15 protein-coding genes are annotated in these 24969 nt (G+C 54.1%); 11 read left to right on the top strand and 4 right to left on the bottom strand.

Translation table 11 applies throughout. The annotated features are described in order from the left end of the window. The first annotated feature begins 59 nt into the window (after positions 1-59). Genes KK078_RS03480 through KK078_RS03470 form a run of 3 tightly spaced genes read left to right on the top strand, consistent with a single transcriptional unit; the run spans position 60 to position 5368 of the window. Positions 60-2342, top strand: coding sequence for a GH92 family glycosyl hydrolase (locus tag KK078_RS03480; RefSeq protein WP_254088850.1), 2283 nt, complete (start codon positions 60-62; stop codon positions 2340-2342). A gap of 34 nt (positions 2343-2376) precedes the next feature. After that, the gene (locus KK078_RS03475; RefSeq protein WP_254088849.1) at positions 2377-3681 is read left to right on the top strand and encodes a glycoside hydrolase family 71/99-like protein; all 1305 of its coding nucleotides are present in this window, start codon (positions 2377-2379) and stop codon (positions 3679-3681) included. A 10-nt stretch (positions 3682-3691) separates the two neighbouring features. Further along, positions 3692-5368, top strand: coding sequence for a family 43 glycosylhydrolase (locus KK078_RS03470; protein WP_254088848.1), 1677 nt, complete (start codon positions 3692-3694; stop codon positions 5366-5368). A gap of 60 nt (positions 5369-5428) precedes the next feature. Here KK078_RS03470 and KK078_RS03465 read toward each other — a convergent pair whose 3' ends face one another. From KK078_RS03465 to KK078_RS03450, 4 genes are all read right to left on the bottom strand, one after another. Continuing rightward, positions 5429-8689 carry an AsmA family protein gene (locus KK078_RS03465; protein ID WP_254088847.1) on the bottom strand — a complete coding sequence of 1087 codons (3261 nt, stop codon included), beginning with the start codon at positions 8687-8689 and terminating at the stop codon, positions 5429-5431. A 295-nt stretch (positions 8690-8984) separates the two neighbouring features. Further along, positions 8985-9236 carry a YdeI/OmpD-associated family protein gene (locus KK078_RS03460; protein WP_254088846.1) on the bottom strand — a complete coding sequence of 84 codons (252 nt, stop codon included), beginning with the start codon at positions 9234-9236 and terminating at the stop codon, positions 8985-8987. Positions 9237-9304: 68 nt separating this feature from the next. Then, positions 9305-10399, bottom strand: a complete 1095-nt coding sequence (locus KK078_RS03455; RefSeq protein WP_254088845.1) for a Gfo/Idh/MocA family protein — start codon at positions 10397-10399, stop codon at positions 9305-9307. A 242-nt stretch (positions 10400-10641) separates the two neighbouring features. Continuing rightward, positions 10642-11685 carry an NAD(P)-dependent alcohol dehydrogenase gene (locus tag KK078_RS03450; RefSeq protein ID WP_254088844.1) on the bottom strand — a complete coding sequence of 348 codons (1044 nt, stop codon included), beginning with the start codon at positions 11683-11685 and terminating at the stop codon, positions 10642-10644. Between the two features lie 225 nt (positions 11686-11910). On the opposite strand from KK078_RS03450, the gene KK078_RS03445 reads away from it, so the two are divergent. The 8 genes from KK078_RS03445 to KK078_RS03410 all read left to right on the top strand — a co-directional run bounded on the left by KK078_RS03445 (position 11911) and on the right by KK078_RS03410 (position 24964). Further along, positions 11911-12264 (top strand): winged helix-turn-helix transcriptional regulator, encoded by a 354-nt coding sequence (locus KK078_RS03445; RefSeq protein ID WP_254088843.1) that lies wholly within the window; start codon positions 11911-11913, stop codon positions 12262-12264. 591 nt (positions 12265-12855) lie between these two features. Continuing rightward, complete coding sequence (gene lgt / locus KK078_RS03440) at positions 12856-13617, top strand: prolipoprotein diacylglyceryl transferase (protein WP_262898587.1); 762 nt, start codon at positions 12856-12858, stop codon at positions 13615-13617. 87 nt (positions 13618-13704) lie between these two features. After that, complete coding sequence (locus tag KK078_RS03435) at positions 13705-15447, top strand: RagB/SusD family nutrient uptake outer membrane protein (RefSeq protein WP_254088842.1); 1743 nt, start codon at positions 13705-13707, stop codon at positions 15445-15447. Positions 15448-15464: 17 nt separating this feature from the next. Continuing rightward, the gene (locus KK078_RS03430; RefSeq protein ID WP_254088841.1) at positions 15465-15902 is read left to right on the top strand and encodes a DUF5004 domain-containing protein; all 438 of its coding nucleotides are present in this window, start codon (positions 15465-15467) and stop codon (positions 15900-15902) included. 13 nt (positions 15903-15915) lie between these two features. Next, a complete protein-coding gene (locus KK078_RS03425) occupies positions 15916-16938 on the top strand; it encodes a DUF4961 domain-containing protein (protein ID WP_254088840.1) in 1023 nt (340 codons plus the stop codon). 113 nt (positions 16939-17051) lie between these two features. Beyond that, positions 17052-20108 (top strand): SusC/RagA family TonB-linked outer membrane protein, encoded by a 3057-nt coding sequence (locus tag KK078_RS03420; protein ID WP_254088839.1) that lies wholly within the window; start codon positions 17052-17054, stop codon positions 20106-20108. Positions 20109-20121: 13 nt separating this feature from the next. Further along, positions 20122-21834, top strand: coding sequence for a RagB/SusD family nutrient uptake outer membrane protein (locus KK078_RS03415; protein ID WP_254088838.1), 1713 nt, complete (start codon positions 20122-20124; stop codon positions 21832-21834). Positions 21835-21868: 34 nt separating this feature from the next. Then, positions 21869-24964 (top strand): SusC/RagA family TonB-linked outer membrane protein, encoded by a 3096-nt coding sequence (locus KK078_RS03410; RefSeq protein WP_254088837.1) that lies wholly within the window; start codon positions 21869-21871, stop codon positions 24962-24964. Positions 24965-24969 lie beyond the last annotated feature (5 nt).

The following is a 24969-nucleotide window of genomic DNA, read 5'->3' as shown; positions in this document are numbered from 1 at the left end:
TAATCTGTTTTTAAGTGTGTGCGGATATTTTCGAGGCATTCCTTATCAGCAACCAGCCTATGAAGATGTTATCCGCTTTAGGACTCCTTATTATAGTAGGGAGCGGTGCATATGCACAACCTCCGCGGGAGTCACGCGCTCCTGTTTCTCACAAAGTCGACCTGGTGGACCCATTCATCGGTACGGGGGGCCACGGCCACACATTCCCCGGGGCGACCGTGCCGTACGGCATGGTGCAGCTCAGTCCCGATACACGCTTGAATGGATGGGATGCCTGCTCTGGTTATCACAGTTCCGACCCGGCTATCCTCGGTTTTTCGCACACGCACCTGAGCGGCACGGGCATCGGTGATTATGGCGACATTTTGTTTATGCCGACCACGGGTGCGCAGCCGCTGGCGCAAGGTACTGCCGAGACGCCTGACGCGGGATATTGTTCGGCCAAAGTGCCGGGCACCGAGCATGCGTCGCCGGGATACTATACGGTGACCCTCAAAGATTATAACGTAAAGGCCGAGCTGACGGCGACCACGCGCGCGGGGATGCACCGCTACACTTTTCCCGCGGGCAGCGACGCCGGATTGATCGTGGATGTGGGCCATACGTTGCAAAGCCATCAGAACGTGGTCAACGAGATCGAGATCATCAACGACCACGAGCTGCGCGGCCGGAAGGTGACCAAAGGCTGGGCGCGCGATCAGCATGTATATTTTCACGCTGTTTTTTCGGAGCCGTTTACGTGCACGTTGGCTGTCAACGAGGCGTTACTGGATGCCTCCGTACGAACGACCAACCTGCGCGGCGCGAAGGCGCTGCTGAAGTTCAGGAACGGCGCGGGCAACGCGGTGCTGGCGAAAGTGGGCATCTCGGCGGTAGACTATGACGGTGCACGCAACAACGTGATGCGTGAAATTGCCGGGTGGGATTTCGCCGCGGTACATGCGGCGGCCGCGGCCGCGTGGGAAGCATGGCTCGGCAAGATCGAGATCAAAGGCGGTACGCCCGACCAGCAGAAGATCTTCTACACGGCGCTGTATCACACGGCGATCAGTCCGAATATTTATACCGATGCCGACGGTCGTTACCGTGGTATGGATACGCGCACACATACCGCCAACGGTTCGGATAATTATACCGTGTTTTCGCTGTGGGATACCTTCCGGGCATTCCACCCGCTGATGACCATCATCAACCCCGCACGCAATGAAGCGTGGATCCGCGCCCTGGTGCGGAAGTACGAGGAGCGGGGCGTGTTGCCGATGTGGGAGCTGTCGTCTAACGAGACGGGTACGATGATCGGTTACCACTCGGTGCCGGTGATCGTGGACGCCTATTTCAAGGGCTATCGCAATTTTGACGTGGAGAAAGCGTACCAGGCGATCGTACATGCTTCGACGTATGACACGATCAATGTGTCGTTTCCCGATGAGGAGATCAAACGGAACCTGATGCCTAAGGCGAAGTATTATAACCAGACGCTGGGCTTTATACCGTGCGACAAAGAGAACGAGTCGGTATCGAAGGCACTGGAATACGCTTATAACGACTGGTGTATAGCACAAATGGCCAAGGCGTTGGGCAAGACGGCGGACTATGAGAAATTCAGCGCGCGGTCTAAGCGGTATCAACTCTACTTTGATAAGACCACGGGGTTTATGCGTGGTAAAAAAACTGATGGCACGTGGAAGTCGCCGTTCAACCCGCGCTTCTCGAATCACCGCGAAGACGAATATGTGGAGGGGAATGCGTACCAGTGGTCGTGGTTTGTGCCGCACGATGTGGAGGGATTGGTAGCGCTGCACGGCGGCAAGGCGGCGTTCGCGATGCGCCTCGACAGTTTGTTTGCGGCCGACTCGGACCTCGCGGGTCAGAATGTGTCGGCGGATATTTCGGGGTTGATCGGCCAGTATGCGCACGGTAATGAGCCGAGCCACCACATCGCGTATTTGTATAACTATGTAGGCCAGCCGTGGAAGACGCAGGCGTTGGTGGATCAGATCCTGACCACACTCTATTTTAACGATCAGAATGGATTGTCGGGTAATGAAGATTGCGGACAGATGTCGGCATGGTATATCCTGAGCAGCCTGGGCTTCTACCAGGTAAACCCGGGCGATCCGACGTATACCCTGGGGCGGCCGTTGTTCGAGGAGGTGACGGTCCACCTGGACGGTGGCAAGAAATTTGTGATCAAGGCGCCGCACAACACGGCGCAGACCCGGTATGTGCAACAGGCGAAGCTGAACGGTAAGGTCTTGCGCACGCCGTTCTTTTTCCATGCCGACCTGGCGAAGGGCGGAACGCTGGAATTTACGATGTCTGCGCAGCCGCGAGGAAAATAAAGCACTCCCGATTTGAATTACCTAAACCTGTGATATGAAACTACTGAAGATCTTAGCCTTACTGATTTTTCCGTTGATGGCCATGGCCTGCAGCTCCAGCGACTCCGATCCCGTGCCGGAGCCGGAGGACTCTACCGATGTGGACGCAAATGTAAAGTACCCGTCGTATACGAAGCTGGTGATGGCGGGGTACCAGGGGTGGTTTGCCGCCGAGGGTGATGAGTCGAACCGCGGCTGGTACCACTACCAGAAGAATGGTTGCGGATTCTTCCCCGGCTGTACGAATGTAGACCTGTGGCCCGATGTGCGTGAGTATACCAAGACCTATGAAACGGCCTTTCGGTATCCTGACGGATCGAGCGCTTATGTATATAGTCCGTATGACGAGTCGACAGTGGACCTGCACTTCAAGTGGATGAAGGACTATGGCCTGGACGGTGTGCACATGCAGCGCTTTGTGGGGGAGATCAAGCCGTCTAACGCCAGCGGCAAGCGTCACTTTAACAAGGTGCTGGAGAATGCGCTGAAGGCTGCCCGGAAATACGAACGTGCCATCAGCGTGATGTATGACCTGAGCGGCAGCTCGCCTGCGGATGTGGCGTACCTGTACGATGACTGGGAAGAGCTTCAGGAGCTTTTTAACCTGCTCGACAGCCAGGAGAATCCTACCTACCTGCGCCATCGCGGCAAGCCGCTGGTGGTGATCTGGGGCGTCGGCTTTAACGACAACCGTGCCTATACGACGGCGGACGTCACGGCGCTGGTGGATAAGCTCAAGGCCACGAACAAGGTGTCGATCATGCTGGGGGTGCCGTATTACTGGCGCACCAACGGGGCCGATACAGAAAAGGACGCGGCGCTGCACGCCCTGATCAAGAAGGCGGATATCATTATGCCGTGGGCGGTGGGTCGCTATGATATCAACGGCTATAACCCGAACAATGTGGCGGAAGATGTCAAGTGGTGCAAGGCCAACGGCGTGGACTATGTGCCGCTGGTGTTTCCGGGCTTTAGCTGGGCGAACATGCACAACGATCCGGGCCTGTATAATTCCATCCCGCGGCTGAAGGGCGACTTTTTGTGGCGCCAGGTGTGGGGTGCCAAGCTGCAAGGTGCGTCATCGTTGTATGTGGCGATGTTCGATGAGATCGACGAGGGTACGGCCATCTTCAAGGTTAAGAACGAAGGCGATGTGCCGTTGAATGGCGATACGGGATTGAAGTTCACAGGCATCGAAGCGGACCTGGAGACCGATCATTACCTGTGGCTGGTCGGGCAGGCTGCCCGCTGGTTCCATGGAGAGAACGGCTATACCATTGCAAAACCAACCCGAGAATAAATAACCGTTTATGAACGCAAGACTGATGTTGGCGATCCTGTGTGGATCGTTGCTCCTGCCGGCAGGGACTCAGGCGCAGGACATGCCCGGCAACCCTTTTATCAAGCACCTGTATACTGCCGATCCGTCGGCCCACGTGTGGAGCGATGGCCGCCTGTATGTATACCCCTCGCGCGACATCGCGCCACCGCGAGGGGCCGACCTGATGGACCAGTACCACGTCTTCTCGACCGACAACATGGTGGACTGGGTCGACCACGGCGAGATCCTGCGGGCAAGCCAGGTGCCCTGGGGCCGGCCGGAAGGCGGCTTTATGTGGGCACCCGACTGCGCGTACAAGAACGGCACATACTACCTCTACTTTCCGCACCCGAGTGGTACGGAGTGGAATTCGACCTGGAAGATCGGCATCGCGACCAGCAGCAAGCCTGCCAGCGACTTTACGGTGCAGGGGTATATCGAAGGGTTGCAGTCGCACATCGATCCATGCGTCTTTATCGACGACGACGGACAAGCATATTTTTATTACGGCGGTGGCGGTGTATGCCTGGGTGGCAGATTAAAGTCCAATATGATCGAGCTTGACGGGGCCATGCAGCCCATGCAGGGCGTGGTGGATTTTCACGAAGCCTCGTGGGTACACAAACGCAACGGTCTATACTACCTGTCGTACGCCGACAACAACGACGACGGTGTGAAACACAACCGTATGCGGTATGCGACGAGCGCCAGTCCGCTGGGGCCGTGGACCTACAGGGGTGTTTACATCGATCCGACGGACAGCTATACCAACCACGGTTCGATCGTGGAGTACAAAGGTCAGTGGTATGCCTTTTATCACAACAGTGCTTTGTCGGGGAACGACTGGCTGCGTTCAATCTGCGTGGACAAGTTGTTTTACAACGCCGACGGTACCCTTCAGAAAGTGATCCAGACCAAGGGGCACGGTACGCCGTACGGAGGCACGCCGTGGCCGATCCCCGGCAAGATCGAAGCCGAAGACTTTGACGACGGCGGCCCGGCCGTGGCCTATAGCGACAGCGATACACTGAACAACGGCGGACAATATCGTACGAATGAGTTTGTCGATATCGAGCACTGCGGTGAAGGCGGCTACAACGTGGGCTGGCTGGGGGGCAGTGAGTGGCTGGAGTATACCGTGAACGTGGCAGAAGCGGGCGCGTATGCCGTCGAGCTGCGGGTGGCGTCGCAGAATGCCTCGGGGAGCTCGATCCGCGTGGAGTTTGACGGGGAGGACAAGACCGGTACGATCGCCGTGCCGAACACGGGTAACTGGCAGCAATATGCCACGGTGAGCCGCGACGTTCAGCTGACGGCGGGCAAACACATCATGCGGGTGTTGATGGGCGACGGGGCCTTTAATTTCAACTATGCAAACGTGAAGAAAAAAGTGGTGAACGTAGTCCTCGGCACAAGCGTTGAGGAAGACGGGTCACTGGCGGCATATCCGAATCCTACGCGTGGCACGCTCACGGTGGAGTATCGGGGGGCGCTGGGCAAGAAGACTATAGTCAAGATGTATGATCCGATGGGTAAGGTGATAAAAGAACAAGCCATTACCACGCCGCGTACGGAGCTGAATGTAGAAGGGTTTACGCCCGGAATCTATCAGCTCAAGGTTCAGTCGCGCACCGGTACCACCACCCGCAAGGTGGTGATCCATTAGTAAGTTTGTTATGTGTTGATGGTTATTGCGGCTGCCCGGGTTGAGGGGCAGCCGTTTTTTTTAGCTTCGGCGTTTGTCTTTGCCGAGGCCTATTTTGAAATCGTCAGGTGTACCGGTTACGCGCAGGTTCATGAAGCGTGTTTTTTTGTCTTTGTCGGCGTACTCGATCGCGTCGACCTGGTCGAGGTCTATCTCTTCCTGCTTTTTGCCGAACAGCGAGCTGAAGCCCACCTTGGTGACCATCTTGAGCGGTACGCGGATGTAGTACTCCATTTTCAGATCCAGCGATTGTTTACCGGAGATCTCGACGAAGCCCAGCGACGAGTTGATATTCATGGAGGGGATGTTCAACACACCGTCGGCAAAGGTCAGGACGTTGTGCAGCGTGTCGAAGTTGATCATGCGCAGGTTCTTGTCTTTGAAGTAACCGGCCATGGCCTGCATGGGAGCGAAGTTTACCAGGCTGCCTTTGTAGATGGCGACGTTTAGCTCGGCCTTGGAGTTGTCGAGGATCGGTACGAAGTCGGGGTGTATGCGGATATAGCTTTTGATCTGACCGGTGACGCGGCCTTTGATGTTTTTGTTGATGACAACATCCTGGCCGAAGTGGTCGAGCTTGAGCATCATCTTTTCGAGGTCGACCTGGTCTACCTTGATGCGGCTGCGCAGGTAGATCTTTTCAGGATTGCTGCCGTTGAAGTGGCCACGCATGGCCAGGGTACCGCCCGCGATCTTGGTCGACAGGGTGTCGATGTAGATGTGGTGATCTTCCTGCATGCGGATGCGCGCCTGGGCGTCGCGCAACCAAAGCCTGTTGTATTTCAGCTTGCCGATATTCACTTGTACGTCGAATGTCGAGAAGGGGATCATGAAGACGTTGAACGCGGCTGCGTGCTGGCTGGTATCTTTACTGCCGGTCGCGGTGTTGGCGGCGGGTGTTGTGGTGGCCACGGTGGGGGTAGTGGCGTCGGCACTGTCTACGCCGGCCGAAAAGTCGTATTGTGTGATCTGGTCGATGTCGAGGAATTTGGAGTTGAAGTAGAGGTAATTGTGTTTCTCTTTGTATTTGGGGTTGTCACCGGTGTAGTAGCGGAAATTTACATCGAAGTCGCTGCGACCGATGGTGCCGCGCAGCGTGTCGGCTTTTATGATCTTCGAGGCATATACCAGCCTGCCCTTGATGTCCTTGAGCTGCAGGCCGTGTTGTTTGAGGTTGGCGGAGATGTTGGCAATCTTGATGCGGGCGATCTTAAAGACGGTGTCGTACTTCAGGTCGATCTTGGAGCGCAGCCATACGTCGTTGGCCTCTTCGTGGCGATAGCCGGGCGGGATGAGCTTGCGGCTGATAGGCCCGAGCAGGTCGTCCATGGCAAAGCGGTTGGACTTAAAGTCGAAGGCGATCTGGGTCTTGCCTTTTTTATGGTCGGCAAACCATAGTTGGTAATTCACCACGCGGCCGCTGAAACGAATGTCGGACTTGTCGATCATGCCGGTGAAGTTGCGCAGCAGCAGGGCGGTGTCGTTGATGGTGAGTGTGGCACCCAGGTCATGGAATGCGTGCGGGTATTTTTTGAACGAGGCACTGAGGTTCTTGAGCTCGAGCTTCCCTTTGGGAAGTGGCGCGGGGTGTTTTAACTGATTGGCCGACGTTTGCAACGCCACGCCGATATTGAAGCCGTGGATCTCTTCCTGCATCTTGCGCGACAGGGCCGTATCGTGGGCGAACAGCTCTTTGAGGATGATGTTCTGGCTGCGGGCGTTCATCGTGACCGTGACGGACTTTTCAGGATGGTGCAGCAGCGCGGGCAGGTCGCTGAGGCTGCCGTCGATGCGCAGGTCGGAGTTGCCGATGCGCAGGAAGACCGAGTCGAGCGTGATGCGGCCGTCTTTCATCTTGGCGTGTACGTTCATGTCGCGGATCTGGTGCGGGTAGCCGGGCACACGGAAGGCGAGGTTCTCGACGCTGAGCTCGCTTTGCAGACCGTCTTTCAGTTTGTTCAGGGCCTGTTCGGGCAGCTCGATGTCGGCCAGCTCTTTGAAGTTCATGTCGAGCTTGATCTTGCCGGTGATCTGTTGCAGACCGGGGATGCCGAGGAATTGCCCGAGGAATTTTAATTCCAGTTCCGACTTGATCTGCATGAGCACATGGGGGTCGGTAAAGTCGCGCATGACGAAGTTGCCTTTGAAGATGCCTTTCTCCGGACGGGCGTTGACGTTGGTGATGTGTAGCTCCGACGTCTTCAGCGAGTTCTCGCGACCGTTGGTGTAGTATCCTTTAAAGCCCAGCTGATCTACTTTTTTATCGGACGCTGTGTTGAGGAACCAGGCTTCTTCGCAGCCGAAGGTTACTTCGATATGGGGCAGTTGATTTTCCGCCACGACACCTTTCACCTTGCCGTCGAAGTATATACGGCCGTCGTATTGGAACGGCTTGAGCGCGTCCCTGGCATTGGCCGGCAGGAATGCGTTCATGAGGTTGAAGTCGGGTTTGTCGCCCCGGATGTGGAAGTCGACCACGGTCTGGGGTGACAGACTGGCTGTACCGGTGACGTTGAACGAGGCTTGTTCGAGCAGGAGGCCGCCGGTGGTGACGGTAAGGTGTTGGCTGGCGGTGTTGTAGTCGGCTTTAAGGTCCACCTGCAGGTGCTTGTGGCGGAAGAAGCTCGTGTCGGTGGGTGTGACAAGGTCGAGGACCATGCCGCCGTCGAGGGCTGCGGTGATGTTGGCGCTATCGATGCGGAAGGACGAGACCAGCTTTTCAATGGACGTGCTGATCTGTTGGCCGCTGGCTTTGTCGGCGTAGGAAACGGTAAGGTCCTTTAATACTACGCGTTGCAGGTCGATTTCAAAGGCGGCGGCTTCGCCGGTCTGTGGCGCAGACTGCCGGGTGGTGTCGGCCTGGATGGCGGTAGCTTCGACAATGTCGAGCTGGCCGTTCTCCTGGCGGACCAGGTCTACGTAGCCGCCTTGTATAAAGAGCCGGCGTACGTTGTATTGCTGCCGGAGTATATCGGGCAGGCTGAAGCCTACGTAAATACGGCCGATCTCTGCGAGGGGTCTGCCGGCGGTGGCTTTGGTCGGGAAGAAACGCACTTCGTGCAGGGCTACCGACACGTAGGGAAAGTTCTTGAAGGGCGAGATGCTGCTGGTTTCGATGGTCAGTTCGCCTTTGAATTGTTTGTTGACCCCGGCTACGGCCAGGTTGACAAGGCGCTGCTGCTGGGTAAGGAGCGCGATCAGGCCGATACCGGCCAGGACAACAACGGTGATCAGGAGTATGAGCAGTGGCCTGACGATCCACTTCTTTATATTGGGGTTCATTGCTGGAAATGTGCTATGCTAAAAACGCGGGGTTTGCCCGGAGGTTGTTTCATCGGGTAAATAATCAAAAACAGGGCCACAATCGGAGAACGATACCGGCATTGAAAACGTGTGCGGCGATGCAATAAAGCGGTGTCAGCAGCGTTCCGCCGGGTTCCGGACTTTTGCTTTCCATAGGCTGTACAACAGGCCCGAAAAATACGGAATAATTATCAACCGCGGGGAGTGTTGCGCGGCGAGCGCGTTTGCTGAAGCTGCCAGGGCGTATATTTTGTCGACAACGGCGGTTGCCAGGTTAGCGGGAACCGTTCCACTTCATGTTCATATATACATTGCCCTTCTTCAATTCGGCAATCATCTGGTCGGTGCGCTTCTGTTTGGTGGCTTCCTGTTTGGCGCGGTCGATCCAACCGAGGTAGTCGTTTCGTTGGTAGGGCGGGCGCTGCCGGTATAGCTCCAGCACGCCTTCTTCTTCCATGCGCCGTTTGAGGGCGGCAGGCAAACGATTGATCTTACGGGTGAGGGTGGTTGCAGCAGCTTTCATCATCGGCAGGGTTTACGCGGGCAGGTTGAAGAGTATGCCTGCCCGTGTAAACGGCTGGCCATGAACATAGGTTATTTTTTCTGGAGATAGATTGTCTTTCCTTCTTTCGCGGAGCGACGGGCGGCGTCCAGGATCTCCACGGCGGTGATGTTGAGCGGGAGCGAGGAGAGATCGGTGTCTTTTACCACGATGTTGCCGTTCACCACGGCTGCGAAATACGCAAACGGGTTATCCATCGGCGCGGGCAGCGTGGTCATGGGCGTTTGCTGCGGGGCGTCGTCGCCGTTGCGGAAGGTGAGGGAGTTTTTGTCTGCCCAGATGTAGGCGGTCTGGCCGTAGATCTCGATGTCTTTGCGATTGTAGGGCCAGTTCCACGAGGCCTGGATGACGCCGGTGGTGCCGGGGTAGGTGAGGAGGATGGTGGCGTCGTCGTCACCCTTGGGGTATACGTCGGGTTTGATCTGCTGTGTGACGGCGGTAACGCTGGTGGGCTTTTCGCCTTTGAGTAACCACGTGATGAGGTCGGCGCCGTAGCAGCCGAAGTCCATGAGCGCGCCGCCGCCGTTCTCTACCGGGTCGGTGAGCCAGGCGAGGAACTCGGGGTTGACGTTGATCTCTTTCGGACCGCGGTGGCCGTCGTGCACGACAACCTTCCGGATCTTGCCGATGCGGTTGTCGCGGTAGATCATGTCGTAGGCTTCGTAGTGGCCGGCGTACCAGGTAGTCTCGTAGTTGGTGAGCAGGTGTATATTATACTGTTTGGCGAGCGCGGCCATTTGCCGGGCGTGGTCGTTGCTGACAGCGAGTGGTTTTTCCACCATTACATGTATGTGGCGCGGGGCGCAGGCTTTGACGACGGCCAGGTGGTTGTAGATGCTGTGGAAGGCGGTGACAGCTTCGGGCTTTGCTTTGTCCAGCATCTCTTCGAGTGTGGGGTATAGCAGCGTGAGGGGAAGGTTGTATTGTTTGAGCAGGCGCGTGGCAAGGTCGCGGTTGGGTTCGGAGATACCGACGATCTCGAACTCGGGGCGGTTGGCGCTGTTGAGGATCCAGTGTACGTGCGAGTGGGTGAGGCCGGCGATGCCGATGCGGAGCTTCTTTTGTTGGGCCTGTGCGGATGTTAAGAAGGCGAGGAGCAGCACCAGTATGAGGAGTGGTGTTTTCATGGTGACTTTTGTTTAATATGGAACGAAGGTCGGGGAATGTTGTGAGTCTGGCTATTGGTTTTATATAGATGCTTTGTTGAGGGGGTTGGCTGGGTGGACGGCAGGTTGAAACTGCCGACAGTCCGGCACCCGATAGCTGCTCTTGGGGGCACCGCCCCGGGGCTTAGACTTGTTATAGTCAGTTATAACTAAAAAAAGCACCGGTTGTGGCCAGTGCTTTTTTTAGTGTAATGAAGAGACTTTTAAAGTGTCGCCATATCGATGACAAAGCGGTAGCGGACGTCGCCTTTGAGCATGCGGTCGAAGGCTTTCTGGATGTCCTTCATGTCGATGAGCTCGATGTCGGAGACGATGTTGTGCTGGGCACAGAAGTCGAGCATTTCCTGCGTTTCGGGCAGTCCGCCGATCATGGAGCCGGCCAGTGTTTTGCGGCCCGGGATGAGGCTGAAGGCATGGAGCTGCGCGGGATCCGGAGGTGCTCCCACCAGAATGTGGGCACCGTCGGTTTTTAGCAGCGACAGGTACAGGCCCAGATCGTGGTCGGCGGACACGGTGTCGAGGATAAAGTCGAAGTAGCCGGCGACCGCTTTTGTTTGCTCGCGGTCCGTCGTGACGACGAACTTGTGGGCACCGAGCTTTTTGGCGTCGGCCTCTTTGGAGGCGGAGGTGCTGAGTACCGTTACTTCCGCGCCAAAGGCCACACCAAATTTTACGGCCATGTGGCCAAGGCCGCCGAGGCCGAGTACGGCGAGCTTATGACCTTTGCCGACTTTCCAGTGGCGCAGTGGCGAGTACGTTGTAATGCCGGCGCAGAGCAGCGGTGCCACGGCGGCGAGGTCGAGCTTGTCGGAGATGCTCAGGACGAAGTCTTCGTGAACGACGATGGTGTTGGAATACCCCCCATAGGTGGGAGTCTTTTTGTCTTGCTCCAGGCCGTTGTAGGTTTGGGAATGGCCGTTGGTGCAATACTGTTCCAGGCCGTGTTTACAGTTGTCGCACACGCGGCAGGAGTCGACCAGGCAGCCGGTGCCGGCGAGGTCGCCTACTTTAAATTTTTTTACGTCAGCGCCCACCTTCACGACGCGGCCGACGATCTCGTGGCCGGGTACCATGGGGAAGATGCTGCCTCCCCATTCGTCTTTGATCTGGTGCAGGTCGGAATGGCATACGCCACAGAAGAGGATATCGAACTGGACATCGCGAGGACCAACATCACGACGTTGAAAATTCCACGGTGCGAGGCCAGAATCTTTGGTTTGCGCTGCATACGCTTTTGTAGCGATCATAAGGGCTGTGATTTTTAATTTTTTTGTTTTAACTACGTATTACAGAAGGGTGTGTGACGCGCGGTGTTTTTGTATGCCCTGAGCGGATGGATTGGAACCTTTTGTTGCGTATGGGCCGTTGTGGCGAGGGAACCCCACTGTAATATGCCGTAAAGGAACGGGAAGCGGCTTTGGAGATCAATACATTTCCCGGGAATGAGGCACTCATTAAAAGATTAGTAAGACATGACAGAGCGAAAACTGACGTCCACCAATTATCAGAACCAGGCCTTTTTAGAAGAACGGTGTGCTTTGAATGAGCTGCTGTATTTCTTAAGTAAACGGTGGATGACCGATGTGCTGTTCAGTATTGAAGAAGGCAACACGCGGTTCACGCTCCTGAAAGAAAACCTGGAGCACATCAGCGATCATATTCTTGCCGACCGTTTGCGCGCGCTGGAACAACACCAGCTGATCCAGAAGAGCTACCTGCCGGGCAATCCGCCCCGCACCGAATATGCGCTCACGCCCAAAGGCAACAGGTTGAGCGAGATGCTCGATGGGTTGTGTGGTTTTGCCAGCCTGGAGCTGGAGCTATAATCGTTCGTAATCAACCCCGGGGATGCGCGAAAAATCGTACGCCCGTATCCTGGCCGTTCTTGCAGGCTATGCGCTTTGTTAGTGTTTGGATATTGCCCAACGTCTTTCGTTCAGTATAGATCCGCTACTTTTCTTTTGATATACCCATCGTTATTCTGCTGGCGGGTATCGTAGCCGTTTAGCAGCGTCTTCTCTTTAGTAAAGCCCCTGCGAATCGTTGCCGGCAGGGTAAGGCTGTTTTTTTTTATTTGCGCTGGTGCCTATCGTTGTTGGCACATGATCTTTTTTGAAAAATCCTTTGTGCGCATAACAGGTGCGCTGCGTTGACGCACACGCGGCTTTATTTCTGACTTATTTCCCGTTATAGGCTTTTTTATACTGGTTTAGGGCCATCGTGCGGGGAAAGTATCAGAAACTGCGTTTTTGAGGTTTCTGAGCGGATTTGCTAAAACGGTTAACTAAAACGTTTGCAAAAAAGAGATAAATGATTATGTTTGCTAAAACGATTAACTAATCTAAACCTGACCTAACGTGCTATCCCTGACGCTGAGTCTTATCGATGGCTTTATTTACTGGAATGTTTCTCCGGTTATGTTCCGCATTCCGGGAACGTCTGTTCTTTTGTCATGGTACGGATTGATGTGGGCGCTTGGCCTTGTCATCAGTCGCCAGGTCGGTCTTTATATTTTTTTAAAGGAGGACCGGTATACGGTAAACCTGCCCAATCTTTTTTTGATGATCGTCATTCCGGCGATCGTAGGTGCCCGGCTTGGACATTTTTTGTTCTATGATCTTCATGTCCTGATCAGGGATCCGCTTGTAATCATCAGACCTCCTTTTCACGGCCTTTCGAGCCACGGTGGCGTATTGGGCATTCTGATCGGCGTATATATATGGTGTAGAAGAAACCACGCGGAGTATCTTTTTGTGATCGACAGGCTTGCCCTGGTCGCGATCAGCGCCGGCGCGTGTATACGATTCGGCAATTTGATGAACTCCGAGATCGTCGGTGTGCCCACTGATGTGCCCTGGGCATTTATTTTCGCCCGGGTCGATCAACTACCGAGACATCCCGCGCAGCTGTATGAATGTATCTTTTATACGGTGTTCTTTCTGTCTATGTTATATATGTGGTATATGTATGCCCGCGATTGGCGTTCAGGCGTAATGCTGGGCATGATATTAACCGTTCTGTGGACGTTTCGATTTGTCGTGGAATCTTTCAAAGAAAACCAATCGGCGTTCGAGAGCGATCTTTCACTCAATATGGGGCAGATCCTGAGCATCCCTTATATTCTGACAGGAGTTGCGCTGATTCTACTACGTAAATCAATAACCGAGATAAAGACATAAGTAAAACGATGCAGCCGGTCGTAGAACGGTTGCAGTGGACGGTTGCACTTATATTTTTTGCTAAAACGATTAACTAAAATGAGGCAAATGAGAAGAGTAATTCTTTTGGCCGTATTCGCGGGGGGCATTATGCTCGCCTGCCAGGATGCAGATTTCCTGGACAACACCCAGACTACGAATCTTAATGAGGGGACTGTTTTCGCCGACAGTACGTACGCGACCCAGTTTTTTTATGGGTTGTTCGAGAACATCGGTTTCGATTCGGACCCCGGAAGATTCAGTGATGGGAACGCCCGCTCAGGCGGACTGGACGGTGGATCTGATGAGTCGGAGCCGCGTGCTATCCCTTTTATTACCACCAACGTTCAGTTTGCGACCGGGACGGTCAATTCTGTGATCGTATCGACGGATGCGTGGGATGTCTGTTACAGGAATATCCGGAAGGCGAACCAGTTCCTGAAGCACCTTGACATTACGCCCTTTCAGCCGTCTTTGAAGACGCAGCTGGCCGCGGAGACGAGATTTTTGCGCGCATGGTACTATGCCATTCTGCTGAAACATTACGGGGGGATTCCGCTGATCGGCGACACGGTATATCGTGCGGAAGACAAGATCCTTGCCGTCAGGAATACCTATCAGGAGTGCGTGGATTATATCGTTTCGGAATGTGATCAGGCCGCGGGGAATTTAATTACCCGGCCGGTGGCCCGGGATCATGGACGGATCGGGGCGGGTGCCTGTAAAGCGCTGAAAGCCCGCGTTCTGCTTTACGCTGCGAGTCCGTTATTTAATGGAAGCGGGTTTGCGCCGGAACCGCTGACGGCTATCTTAGGATATCCTACAGCCGACCCTAACCGGTGGAAAATTGCAGCCGACGCTGCCCAGGCTGTCATCAGTCTCAACGCATATCAATTGCATGTCAATAATTCACCGATTCCCGGTGAAGGATTTTACGAGGAGTTTGTCGCGAAGGATTTTCAGTCGACCAATGCTTACTCCGGCATTATTGTGGACCGTGTAGCCACCGATGGCAATTACGAGGAGGGGCTGTGGCAGCCGCCGTCACGCGGCGGTGGACAGGGTGGTGCGTATCCCTATCATGATCTGGTCAATGCATTTGGTATGGCGAATGGAAAACCGATCACCGACCCGACTTCCGGTTATGATCCGCAAAATCCCTACGCCAACCGTGATCCACGCCTGGACAACAGCATCAATCATGACCAAAGTCTGATGCCGGCCGTACTGCAGGGGCCGCGTGTTCCGATCGATATCTTCCTGGGGAATTATCAGGGCAGACAGTCGGGGCAGGACGCCGTACGCGCGGGAACGCCTACCGGATATTATGTGAATAAGATGGTGCACCGGGTTATCGTTGCGAATGGTTTTATCCAGGGACCTGGGTCGCGTCCGTTGCTGCGTTATGCGGAAATCCTGCTTAGTTACGCCGAGGCAAAGAATGAATTTGAGGGTCCCACGTCAGAGGTATACGCTGCGGTTGAAGCCATTCGTGAGCGTGCGGGCTTATCTCCGTTCACACTCCCTGCGGGCCTCTCGAAAGAAGCCATGCGGGAAATCATCCGGAATGAAAGAAGAGTGGAACTGGCATTCGAGGGGCACCGCTTCTTCGACGTACGCCGCTGGATGATCGCAGATGAGACTGAAAACAAGACCATGACCGGAATGGAAGTGGTGAGGAACGGTTCGGCTGCCAGCTTTAATGTATTCAATGTTCGCAAGCATAATTTCCGGGAGGCGATGTATTTCTGGCCTATTCCTTATTCGGAGACGGCTAAATCTCCGGAGCTATTACAAAATCCTTATTACTAGACCTTAACGCTGTTGATATGAAAACTATTTACATACAGGCATTGGCCATCATGATGCTGGTATCCTGTCTTTCATGCGAGAATAACGACGATGACGCGCGGATTGAGTCCGTGAAGAGCATCGATGGAAGCTGGAAGGTGGTGAGCGCAGCACGGAACGACGTGGATATTACGGAAGCGTTTGATTTCACGCAGTTCAGGGTCAACTTCAACGAAGACGGCAGCTATAGTTTCGAGAACTACCTGCCCTTTATCGTAAAGCAGGAGGGTACCTGGGCTCTTGACGACCCGCAATATCCTTTCAAGATCAATTTCAGCGAAGGCAACAATGCTGAAATGGTGGCGGCCGATCTGACTTATCCGGTCGTGCAGGGAAGGCGGCAGATCCAGTTGACATTCAGTCCTGGATGTCAGCTGAACAGGTATAAATATGTTCTGGAGAGGATCAACGAATAAAGGCGGGAGTAATATGAAGTTTAATACCCAAAAAATGAAAGCCGATACCATACTCAGTCGCAAGTGGTTTGTTGGCAATGTCGTGGTGATCGTGCTCGGTATTTTTGCCATCACCTGCGTATTCATCAATGAAGTGGAATACGCGCCGTCCGTTGATGCCGGACAGATCGCGGAGTTCAAGTTAACGGTTTTCCTGGACGTAGCGGAGGCCCGGAACGACGCCCGGCTGGTGGTCGGTTTTCTTGCGCCCAGAAGCTGGAACGCTGCGCAGAACATTACGGCAACGTATACCGATTCCGAAGAGTCGGGTGTTCAAACGATGAGCATCATTCCTGCTGGAACGAGCCCGTCGCAGGCTCCCGGCCAATCCTGGCCTGCTGCCATCCGGGGACGCGTCGGGATCGGCGAGAACGTACTGGACGATATGGAGTGGATCACGTTCTGGACGGATAAGACCTATTCGGTGAACAACGGACAGGACATATACGTCTATGTTACCATCCGAGCCAAGGCCGGACCGGAAAATCTCAAATTCAAGCCGACGTTTTTCGTCAATGAGACGGCCGATGGCATGACCACGAATCAGGATTTCTACAAAGTCTACAAAGGCGATTGCTTTGCCGTGACCAATGGCACCGGCGATGTGATAGACTTCTGCGAATTGCACTTCAACTCTGTTCAGCCGCTGACGGCCACGGAAGATGACTTTATCACCATCGGTTTTCAGGGCGATGTCGATACCAACGACCTGGTCGAAGCCGGCGTAGACAAGATCTTCCTGTCGTCAACGGCGTACGTTCGCGGCAGCGGTCGGCAGATCGAGGTCCGGGATAATACCGCGGCACAGCAGATGAAAAAGCAGTTCCAGTACGGGAATTCATATGCCATTACGGTATGGCCTGCCCGCTATTACAACCTGGCGGAAGGAGAGGAGCTCGAGCGGATCGAATATTCTTTTACCAATGAAGACGGTTCCATCGAGGTCGTTGACGAAGCCGTCGGTACTGACTTCGTTTACACATTCAAGTGCCAGTAACAGATCTATAGTTTACTCAATCCTAAAATAAAATTATGATTTGTCTATATATAACGCGACGTAGAAAAGGTGCACTGGCCTTATTGATGCTGATGTCCTTTATTTCAACGTCTATGCTGGCACAATCCGTCGTTCAGGAATCCGTGCGCGGCGGTATATTGCTCGACAGCTACGGCAATCCGATCGAAGGTGCCACCATCCGGGTGCAGGGCGATTCCGTCGCCGGTTCTGACAGCGAAGGGAACTTTGTTTTACTCTCCACGGTCCCAAACGGCGAGGTGCTTGTATTCGAACATCCGGATTTTTATGTGAAAACGCTGACCCTGGGTACCGAAACATCGGTTACGATCAAAAACGATTCACAACCATCGGAACGTTTTACGGTAACGCTTTTCAGTCGCTACCTGCATACCCCGGAAGAAGTTTATGTGCTGTACGGCAAGGCGGACCGTCGCAGCCAGATCGGTTCGGTCAGCACGATCCATACCGAGCAGCTGAATACTACGCCTGCGCCCACCGTTGCATATGCGCTGGCGGGACGTCTGCCCGGACTTTACCTGTCGCAGGGAAGCGGAATCCGTATGCCGGCCACAGGCAACAATTACGTCGCGGACCTTGGCGGAAATGTACCGCGGTATTTTCTGGGTGCACCGAGTGACAACACCGAGTTCGGCATCAGCCTGAGAGGTCAGGCGCCGGTGGTGGTTATTGACGGTGTTCAGCGCGATCTTTACTCCATCGACCCGGATAATATTGAATCGGTATCGGTGTTGAAGGATGCATATTCGTCTCTGCTGCTCGGCATGCGCAGCTCGCGCGGTGTGCTGCTGATCACCACCAAAAGACCCGATACAAAGGAATTCAAACTTTCATTCACCGGCCAGGTAGGTGTGCAAAGCGCGCTCAACATGCCGAAGCCGCTTCCGGCGTATCAATATGCCTACTTGCTAAATGAGGCCCTTCAGAACGACAATAAGGCGGCGGTCTACACGAACGCTGATTTCGAAGCGTTCAAGAACGGCACGGACCCCACGGGCAGACCGAACGTAGACTGGTATGATCAGACGTTGAAATCCAGCGCGCCCATGTCAACGTACAGCCTCAATATAAGCGGTGGCGGCCGGGTGGCACGATACTCGATCAGCGGTAGCTATATGAACCAGCAGGGACTGTTCCATACGTCCGGACAAAATTCATATCAAACCAATATCGAACAGAAACGCTATACGATCAGCTCAAATGTAGCGGTAGATGTTACCGACGACTTTCTCGTAGACGTATCCTTGTTTGCCCGGGTGCTGGACGGTTCTCAGCCCGGGGCGGGTATGGGGGCGCTCCTTTCGCAGATCCTGGAAACGCCGAACAGCGCTTACCCCATTTATAACCCCAACGGGTCGTATGGTGGCGACGTTTCGTATCAGACCAACCTGATGGCACGCCTGATCAACTCGGGCTACATTCAGGACAACAGCCGTGATGCGCTTGCCAATATCGGGCTGCACTATGACCTGAATGATTTCGTGCAGGGGTTATCGGCAAACGCCGTGACCAATATTTCCACGCAGAATATCACGGCGCTGACGAGGCGCAAACAAAATACGGTATTTCAGTATGTGCCGAGCGAGTCTGGAGAAGGTGGAACATATACACAGTATGGCAGCGCCCTGGCACAGACCAATGATTTTGCACCTGTGTCCACTTCCCGATTGTGGTATGCCCAGCTCTCTCTCGACTATGACCGGACGTTCGGCAAACATCACGTCGTAGGCAAGCTCTTTGGAGATCGCCGTGTGGCAACGATAAACTTCGACCTTCCGCAGACACCTTCCAATCTTGCTGCCCGTGTTCAGTATGATTATGAGGGCAAATACTTCGCGGAAGGGGCGTTCACCCGTAGCCACGTCAATGTATATGCGCCGGGCAGACAGTGGGGCTCATTCTACGCGGTTGGATTGGGCTGGGAACTTACCCGGGAGGCATTCCTTCAGGATGTTGCATGGCTGGATCAGTTAAAGCTTCGCGGCGTTTATGGCAAGACGGGCAACGGTATAGACAACTCCGGATACTACATCTTCCGTCAGACCTACTCGCGTACGTTTACCGATGGCACGTACCAGCAGGGTTTCGGCCGTACGAACGGAACCGGTATGCTGGAGAACACGCCGCTGGCCAATCCTAACATCACCTGGGAAAAGGCTCATAAGCTTGACGTGGGCGTAGATATTTCCGCACTGGACAATCACCTGCAGCTTACCGCAGATTATTATTACGACCGGTACTACGACCTCTTGCAAGATAGAGGAAAGAGCATTGCTCTGATCGGGTTTGCTTATCCCAAGGAGAATATCGGCGAGAATCTCTACAAGGGGCTCGAGCTGTCGGCCACCTATCAGAACAATTTCGGAGACTTCAACTACTTCCTGACCGGTAACTGGTCGAGCATGGCAACGGAAGTGGTCTTCCTGGATGAACAGAAGCGTGTGTACGATTATAACCGTGTAACCGGCGAGTCGGTTGGCGCTTATTACGGATATATTGCCGACGGGTTTTTCTCGTCTGCGGCCGATGTCGCTTCCAGCGCAAAGCTGGAGAACATTGTTGTTCAGCCCGGGGATATCAAGTACCGAGACCTCAACGGCGACAATGTCATCAATCAGTATGATCAGACCATCATCGGGAAGAACAAACCGCTTTCGTATTACGGTTTAACGGCCGGTTTTAATTTCAAGGGGTTTGACGTAAGTGTGTTGTTCCAGGGGGCGTATAACCGTGATCAGTATATCCGGGATGGCGTGATGGATGCAGGTTTCCAGGTGACAGGCCAATCGTATGGTCAGGCGTATGAGCAGATCCTGGGCCGGTGGACACCGGAGACAGCAGAGACTGCGACGTATCCGAGACTTTCTACCAGTAACAATTTCAACAACACACAGACATCGTCGTTCTGGGTACGTTCGGGGGATTACATGCGGCTCAAGAATGTGAGCATCGGCTATACGCTGCCGTTCCGGATCTCAAACCGCTATGGTATTTCGCAGCTGAAATTCTTTGTGAACGGACAGAACCTGTTCACCGCGGCCTCTTACGACGCAGTGGATCCGGAAGTGACCAGCTTCAGGAATTTCCCCATCATGCGGGTGATCAGCGGCGGTATTAATATCAAACTTTAAGCTTAGGGAAGTTATGAAGCATAGAATACTTAAATTCTCTTTCTTTATCGGTGCGCTGGCGCTGGCTTCTTCATGTAACGATGATTTTGAAGCGCTCCCGGTCGAGCAGTACACCATCGATTTTATTTTCAGCAAAACGGATTCGCTCGGTGTAAATGCCCGGCAATATCTGACGACGGTGTACTCTCAATTGCAGAACGGACACAACCGGGTGGGGGACGACTACCTCGATGCCGCATCAGACGACGCTGTATCGTCGGCTACCGTAGTGGTGGATATCACCAAGCTGGGCACCGGGCAATACAATGCCGTGTCGCAGGTGCCAAGCGACATGCGCTGGGCAAATTATTACGCGGGCATCCGAAGCGCCACTACTTTTATCACCAATATTGAGGTGGTGCCGTTGAGAGACAAGCTTCCTAGCGGTGTTCCGATGGCGAAAGTATGGAAAAGCGAGGCGCGGTTTATCCGGGCCATGCATTACTTCGAGCTGCTGAAGCGCTATGGTGGCGTGCCGCTGATGGGAAACCGTGTTCTGGAGCTAGGTGAAGATGTGGAGCTGCCGCGAAACACGTTCGAGGAATGTGTGGACTACATCGTAAGCGAGTGTGACGCCATCAAAGACAGCCTTCGTACGCACCCGATCGCCGATCCGAATGCCAACAGCCACGTGGTTACGAAAGAGGCTGCGCTTGCCCTGAAAGCAAGGGTACTGCTGTATGCCGCCAGCCCGCTGTACAACGGAGGCAACGTTGATCCGGACAACGCGCTGACGGGGTACACGAACTATGACGTGAGCCGCTGGAAGCGTGCTGCCGATGCGGCAAAAGACTTTATAGATCAGAATACATATTTCTCTCTCGCACCGAGCTTTGCGAAACTTTTCATTACCGATGGCAACGGGGAGACTATCTTTTTCCGTTCGGGAGGAGCTAATACCAACATCGAGAAGAATAACGGTCCCGTGGGCTTTTCCGGCTCCAATCAGGGTCTCGGCCGCACCAGTCCATCGCAAAACCTGGTGGATGCCTTCCTCATGGCAGACGGGAAGTTTATTACGGATCCGGGATCGGGCTATAACCCTGCCGACCCCTATGCTAACCGTGATCCACGGCTTGACCAGACCGTGATCCATAACGGTTCGATGTGGCTTAATGCGAGCGTAGAGACATTTCAGGGAGGCCGTCACCGGCCGGGCGGACAGGTTCAGCAGACCAAGACCGGCTATTATCTGAGAAAGTTCATGGGAGAATTCGAGACTGCCCAGAACTACGGCAATACGCCGCACGATTGGGTGGTGTTCCGGTACGCAGAGATCCTGTTGAACTATGCAGAGGCACAGAACGAGTTCGCCGGGCCTACGACGGAAGTTTATGAGATGATACGGGCTATTCGTGAGCGTGCCGGCATCCAGTCGGGGGGTGGTACCTATGGTCTCGAAGACGACCTTACGCAAGAGGAAATGCGCACCATTATCAGAAATGAACGCCGGATCGAGCTGGCGTTCGAAGAGCATCGTTATTGGGACATTCGTCGCTGGAAAATTGCCGAGCAGGTATTCTCTACTCCCGTCAATGGAGTGGTTATTGTGAAGTCCGGGACGGTGCTGAATTACAATATCGTGCCTGTACAGAATGCAACCTTCGATGAAAAAAGATATTTCTATCCGATATCATTCGATGAGGTGATCAAGAACGGCAATATGAGTCAGAACCCGCAGTGGTAGTAAAGGAAATCATCAAAGAAAAAAATCTATAGACATGAAAAACATTTTACTGATTTTTATTTTTTCTCTCTTGGTGACAGTCTCCTTTGCGCAGAGAAATCACACCATTGAGGGAAAAGTTGCTTCAGTGGAAGGCGAGACGCTTCCGGGTGTAAGTGTCCTGATCAAGGGCACGCAGGTCGGTACGACGACGGACAGCGACGGGAAATTCACGATCAAGGCAGATGACGGCGATATCCTGGTGATATCGTTTATCGGTTTTGCCACGGAAGAGGTATCCGTGAAAGGAAAAACATTTGTGGATGTGAAGCTGACCAGCAGCCTTACCACGCTGGAAGAAGTGATGGTGATCGGCTATGGTGAGACCAAGCGGATTACCAACACGGGTGCGGTAAGCTCCGTACAGGCTGCGGAGATCCGCACGGTACCGAACTCTAACGTTCAGAACTCGCTTGTCGGAAGAATGCCTGGATTTTTTGCGGTACAGCGTTCGGGCCAACCCGGCCGGGATGCGTCCGACTTCTTCATCCGGGGTGTAAGCTCATTGAATGCTGCCGGTAACCAGCCACTGATCATCGTTGACGATGTACAATACTCGTATGAGCAGCTTCAACAGATCAACGTCAATGAGATTGAAAGTATCTCCATTCTGAAAGATGCGTCTACTACCGCGGTGTATGGTATCAAAGGTGCCAACGGCGTATTGGTGGTGAAAACACGCAGGGGTAAAGCCGGGCGGCCGCAGGTGAATCTGCGCGTGGAAACGGGCGTTCAGACGCCTGTACGAAAACCTAAGTTCCTGGATTCCTATAACTCGGCCCTGCTGATGAACGAGGCCTATGAGAACGACGGTCTTCAGCCGCGGTTCTCGCAAGCCGATCTCGATGCATTCCGGACAGGCAACGACCCGTACGGACACCCGAATGTGAACTGGTATGAGGAGATCTTCAAAACACACGCCTGGCAGCACAATGCCAATGTGGACGTATCGGGCGGTATAGACAGACTGAAGTACTTTATATCGGGCGGTGCATTTTCTCAGGATGGCCTGGTAAAGGATTTTTCCGGACCACAGAGCGATGTGAACACCAATTACTTCTACAGGAGGTTCAACTACCGCACCAACCTGGACTTTGCGGTAACCAAAACGTTGGATCTGCGATTGGATATGACGGCCCGTTTTTCGAACATCAACGAGCCCCGCAATCAGAACGCGGTTTCGGAGATCTACAATTTTCAGAAGATCCGGCCTTTTTCGGCCCCTGTCCTCAATCCGAACGGCACCTATGCCTACGCGTTCGATACGCAGGACAACTTGCCCACGCTCAACGCGCGTCTCGCCAACGGCGGTTATACGCGCACCAGACGCACGGATTCCAACATCCTCCTGGACGCGACACAACGCCTGGATTTCATTACACCGGGCCTTACCGTGAAGGGTACGTTTGCCTACTCGGGCATCGAAGAAAACAGCCGGCAGGTGACGCGTGGCGACGCTCCCGGATATGGTATCCCCACGTATCACTACAACTCCGTAGACGGCTCCTACTCGATCGACCCCCGCGGTAACTACGACTACGCCGGGTATGCCGTGTATGGATACACCAGCATATACTCCAAGAACACGAACCTGCAGGCTTTCGTGACCTATGATAAAGTGATCAACGATGTGCACACGCTCAAGGTCATGGCTTTATACAATCGCCAAAGCACCACGGTGCTGGCAGAGCCCTTCGCCAGTCCTTCGAAAGTGCCGTTCAACTACCGTGGTTACACCGGCCGGATCAGCTACAACTACAAGAATAAATACCTGGTGGATTTCAACGGCGCCTATAACGGCACAGACCGTTTCGGGAAAGATAAAAGAAATGGATTCTTTCCTGCGATCGCAGCGGGGTGGAGCCTTTCCGAGGAGGACTTTTTCAAGAATGCCGTTCCTTATTTCACCCTGTTCAAGCTGAGGGCTTCGTATGGTCTGGTGGGTTCGGACGTTGCCTTCGGAAACCGCTACCTGTTTACGCAGGACTACGCTCCGGGCGGCAACTATGCCTTCGGGCAAATTCCGCAGGGTGTTAGCACCATTCGTGAAGGCGATCTCGGCAACCCCAATGTTACCTGGGAAAAGGCGCGGAAGTTTGACATAGGACTTGATGCCAACATCGTTGGTGACAAGCTCTCGTTTACGATCGATTACTTCTATGATTTCCGCTATGACCAGCTGGTGAACCGGGGCAGTGTTCCGTCCATCATCGGTATCGGCACGTCTCCCACAAACATTGCGGAGACCAGCAACCAGGGTTTCGACGGTTCTGTGAACTATCAGACGCAGGTCGGGCAGGTGAACCTGACATCGTCCTTTGTGTTTTCCGTTGCGAAGAACAAGGTGTTGTACAACGATGAGGCACGCCCGGCATACCCCTGGCTGGCGGCAACCGGCCGGGCCATCAATCAACCGTTCGGGTATACGTATATCGGCTTTTATTCCGAAGAAGATATTGCCAGAAACAGCGACGGCGATGCCACCAACAATGTTGCTGCGCCGCTCACCAGTACTCCCATCCAGGCAGGCGACCTGAAGTATAAGGACCTGAACAACGACGGTGTGATCGACAACTTCGATCAGGGACCTATCGGCAAACCGAACCTGCCCAATACCACGCTTGGATTGAACCTCGGCGCCAGCTACAAGGGATTCAGCGTATCGGTGTTGTTTCAAGGATCGTTCAACTACAGCTTCAGCGTGGTAGGTACCGGCATTGAACCTTTCAAAAGCCAGTTTCAGCCCGTACATCTTAAACGGTGGACGCCTGACAATGCAGCGAGCGCGGAGTTTCCCCGGTTGACAAGCAACCCCACGACGGTGAACAGCGGAAGCGCTTACCCGTCTGACTTTTGGTTGATCGACGCGCGTTTTGTGCGTCTGAAGACGGTGAACATCGGCTATCAGCTGCCGGACAGGTTGGTGCCTCAAAACGTCAACAACGTACGGTTCTACCTTACTGCGTACAACCTGTTGACATGGACCAACTTTTCAAAGTATCAGCAGGACCCGGAGATCTCGACAAACACCGCGGGTGACGCGTACCTCAACCAGCGCGTTGTGAACGTGGGTGTGCAGGTAGGTTTCTAATAAAA

This window comes from Dawidia soli (assembly GCF_018598185.1).
Lineage (GTDB): Bacteria > Bacteroidota > Bacteroidia > Cytophagales > Cyclobacteriaceae > Ohtaekwangia > Ohtaekwangia soli.
Note: the sequence above shows the minus strand (reverse complement) of the source record. Positions and strands in the feature narration are given on the sequence as shown.

Excerpts from the sequence above, each read along its gene's own strand:
- KK078_RS03480 (WP_254088850.1), top strand. The coding sequence starts at position 60 with ATGAAGATGTTATCCGCTTTAGGACTCCTTATTATAGTAGGGAGCGGT.
- KK078_RS03475 (WP_254088849.1), top strand. The coding sequence starts at position 2,377 with ATGAAACTACTGAAGATCTTAGCCTTACTGATTTTTCCGTTGATGGCC.
- KK078_RS03470 (WP_254088848.1), top strand. The coding sequence starts at position 3,692 with ATGAACGCAAGACTGATGTTGGCGATCCTGTGTGGATCGTTGCTCCTG.
- KK078_RS03465 (WP_254088847.1), bottom strand. The coding sequence starts at position 8,689 with ATGAACCCCAATATAAAGAAGTGGATCGTCAGGCCACTGCTCATACTC.
- KK078_RS03460 (WP_254088846.1), bottom strand. The coding sequence starts at position 9,236 with ATGATGAAAGCTGCTGCAACCACCCTCACCCGTAAGATCAATCGTTTG.
- KK078_RS03455 (WP_254088845.1), bottom strand. The coding sequence starts at position 10,399 with ATGAAAACACCACTCCTCATACTGGTGCTGCTCCTCGCCTTCTTAACA.
- KK078_RS03450 (WP_254088844.1), bottom strand. The coding sequence starts at position 11,685 with ATGATCGCTACAAAAGCGTATGCAGCGCAAACCAAAGATTCTGGCCTC.
- KK078_RS03445 (WP_254088843.1), top strand. The coding sequence starts at position 11,911 with ATGACAGAGCGAAAACTGACGTCCACCAATTATCAGAACCAGGCCTTT.
- lgt (WP_262898587.1), top strand. The coding sequence starts at position 12,856 with ATGTTCCGCATTCCGGGAACGTCTGTTCTTTTGTCATGGTACGGATTG.
- KK078_RS03435 (WP_254088842.1), top strand. The coding sequence starts at position 13,705 with ATGAGAAGAGTAATTCTTTTGGCCGTATTCGCGGGGGGCATTATGCTC.
- KK078_RS03430 (WP_254088841.1), top strand. The coding sequence starts at position 15,465 with ATGAAAACTATTTACATACAGGCATTGGCCATCATGATGCTGGTATCC.
- KK078_RS03425 (WP_254088840.1), top strand. The coding sequence starts at position 15,916 with ATGAAGTTTAATACCCAAAAAATGAAAGCCGATACCATACTCAGTCGC.
- KK078_RS03420 (WP_254088839.1), top strand. The coding sequence starts at position 17,052 with ATGCTGGCACAATCCGTCGTTCAGGAATCCGTGCGCGGCGGTATATTG.
- KK078_RS03415 (WP_254088838.1), top strand. The coding sequence starts at position 20,122 with ATGAAGCATAGAATACTTAAATTCTCTTTCTTTATCGGTGCGCTGGCG.
- KK078_RS03410 (WP_254088837.1), top strand. The coding sequence starts at position 21,869 with ATGAAAAACATTTTACTGATTTTTATTTTTTCTCTCTTGGTGACAGTC.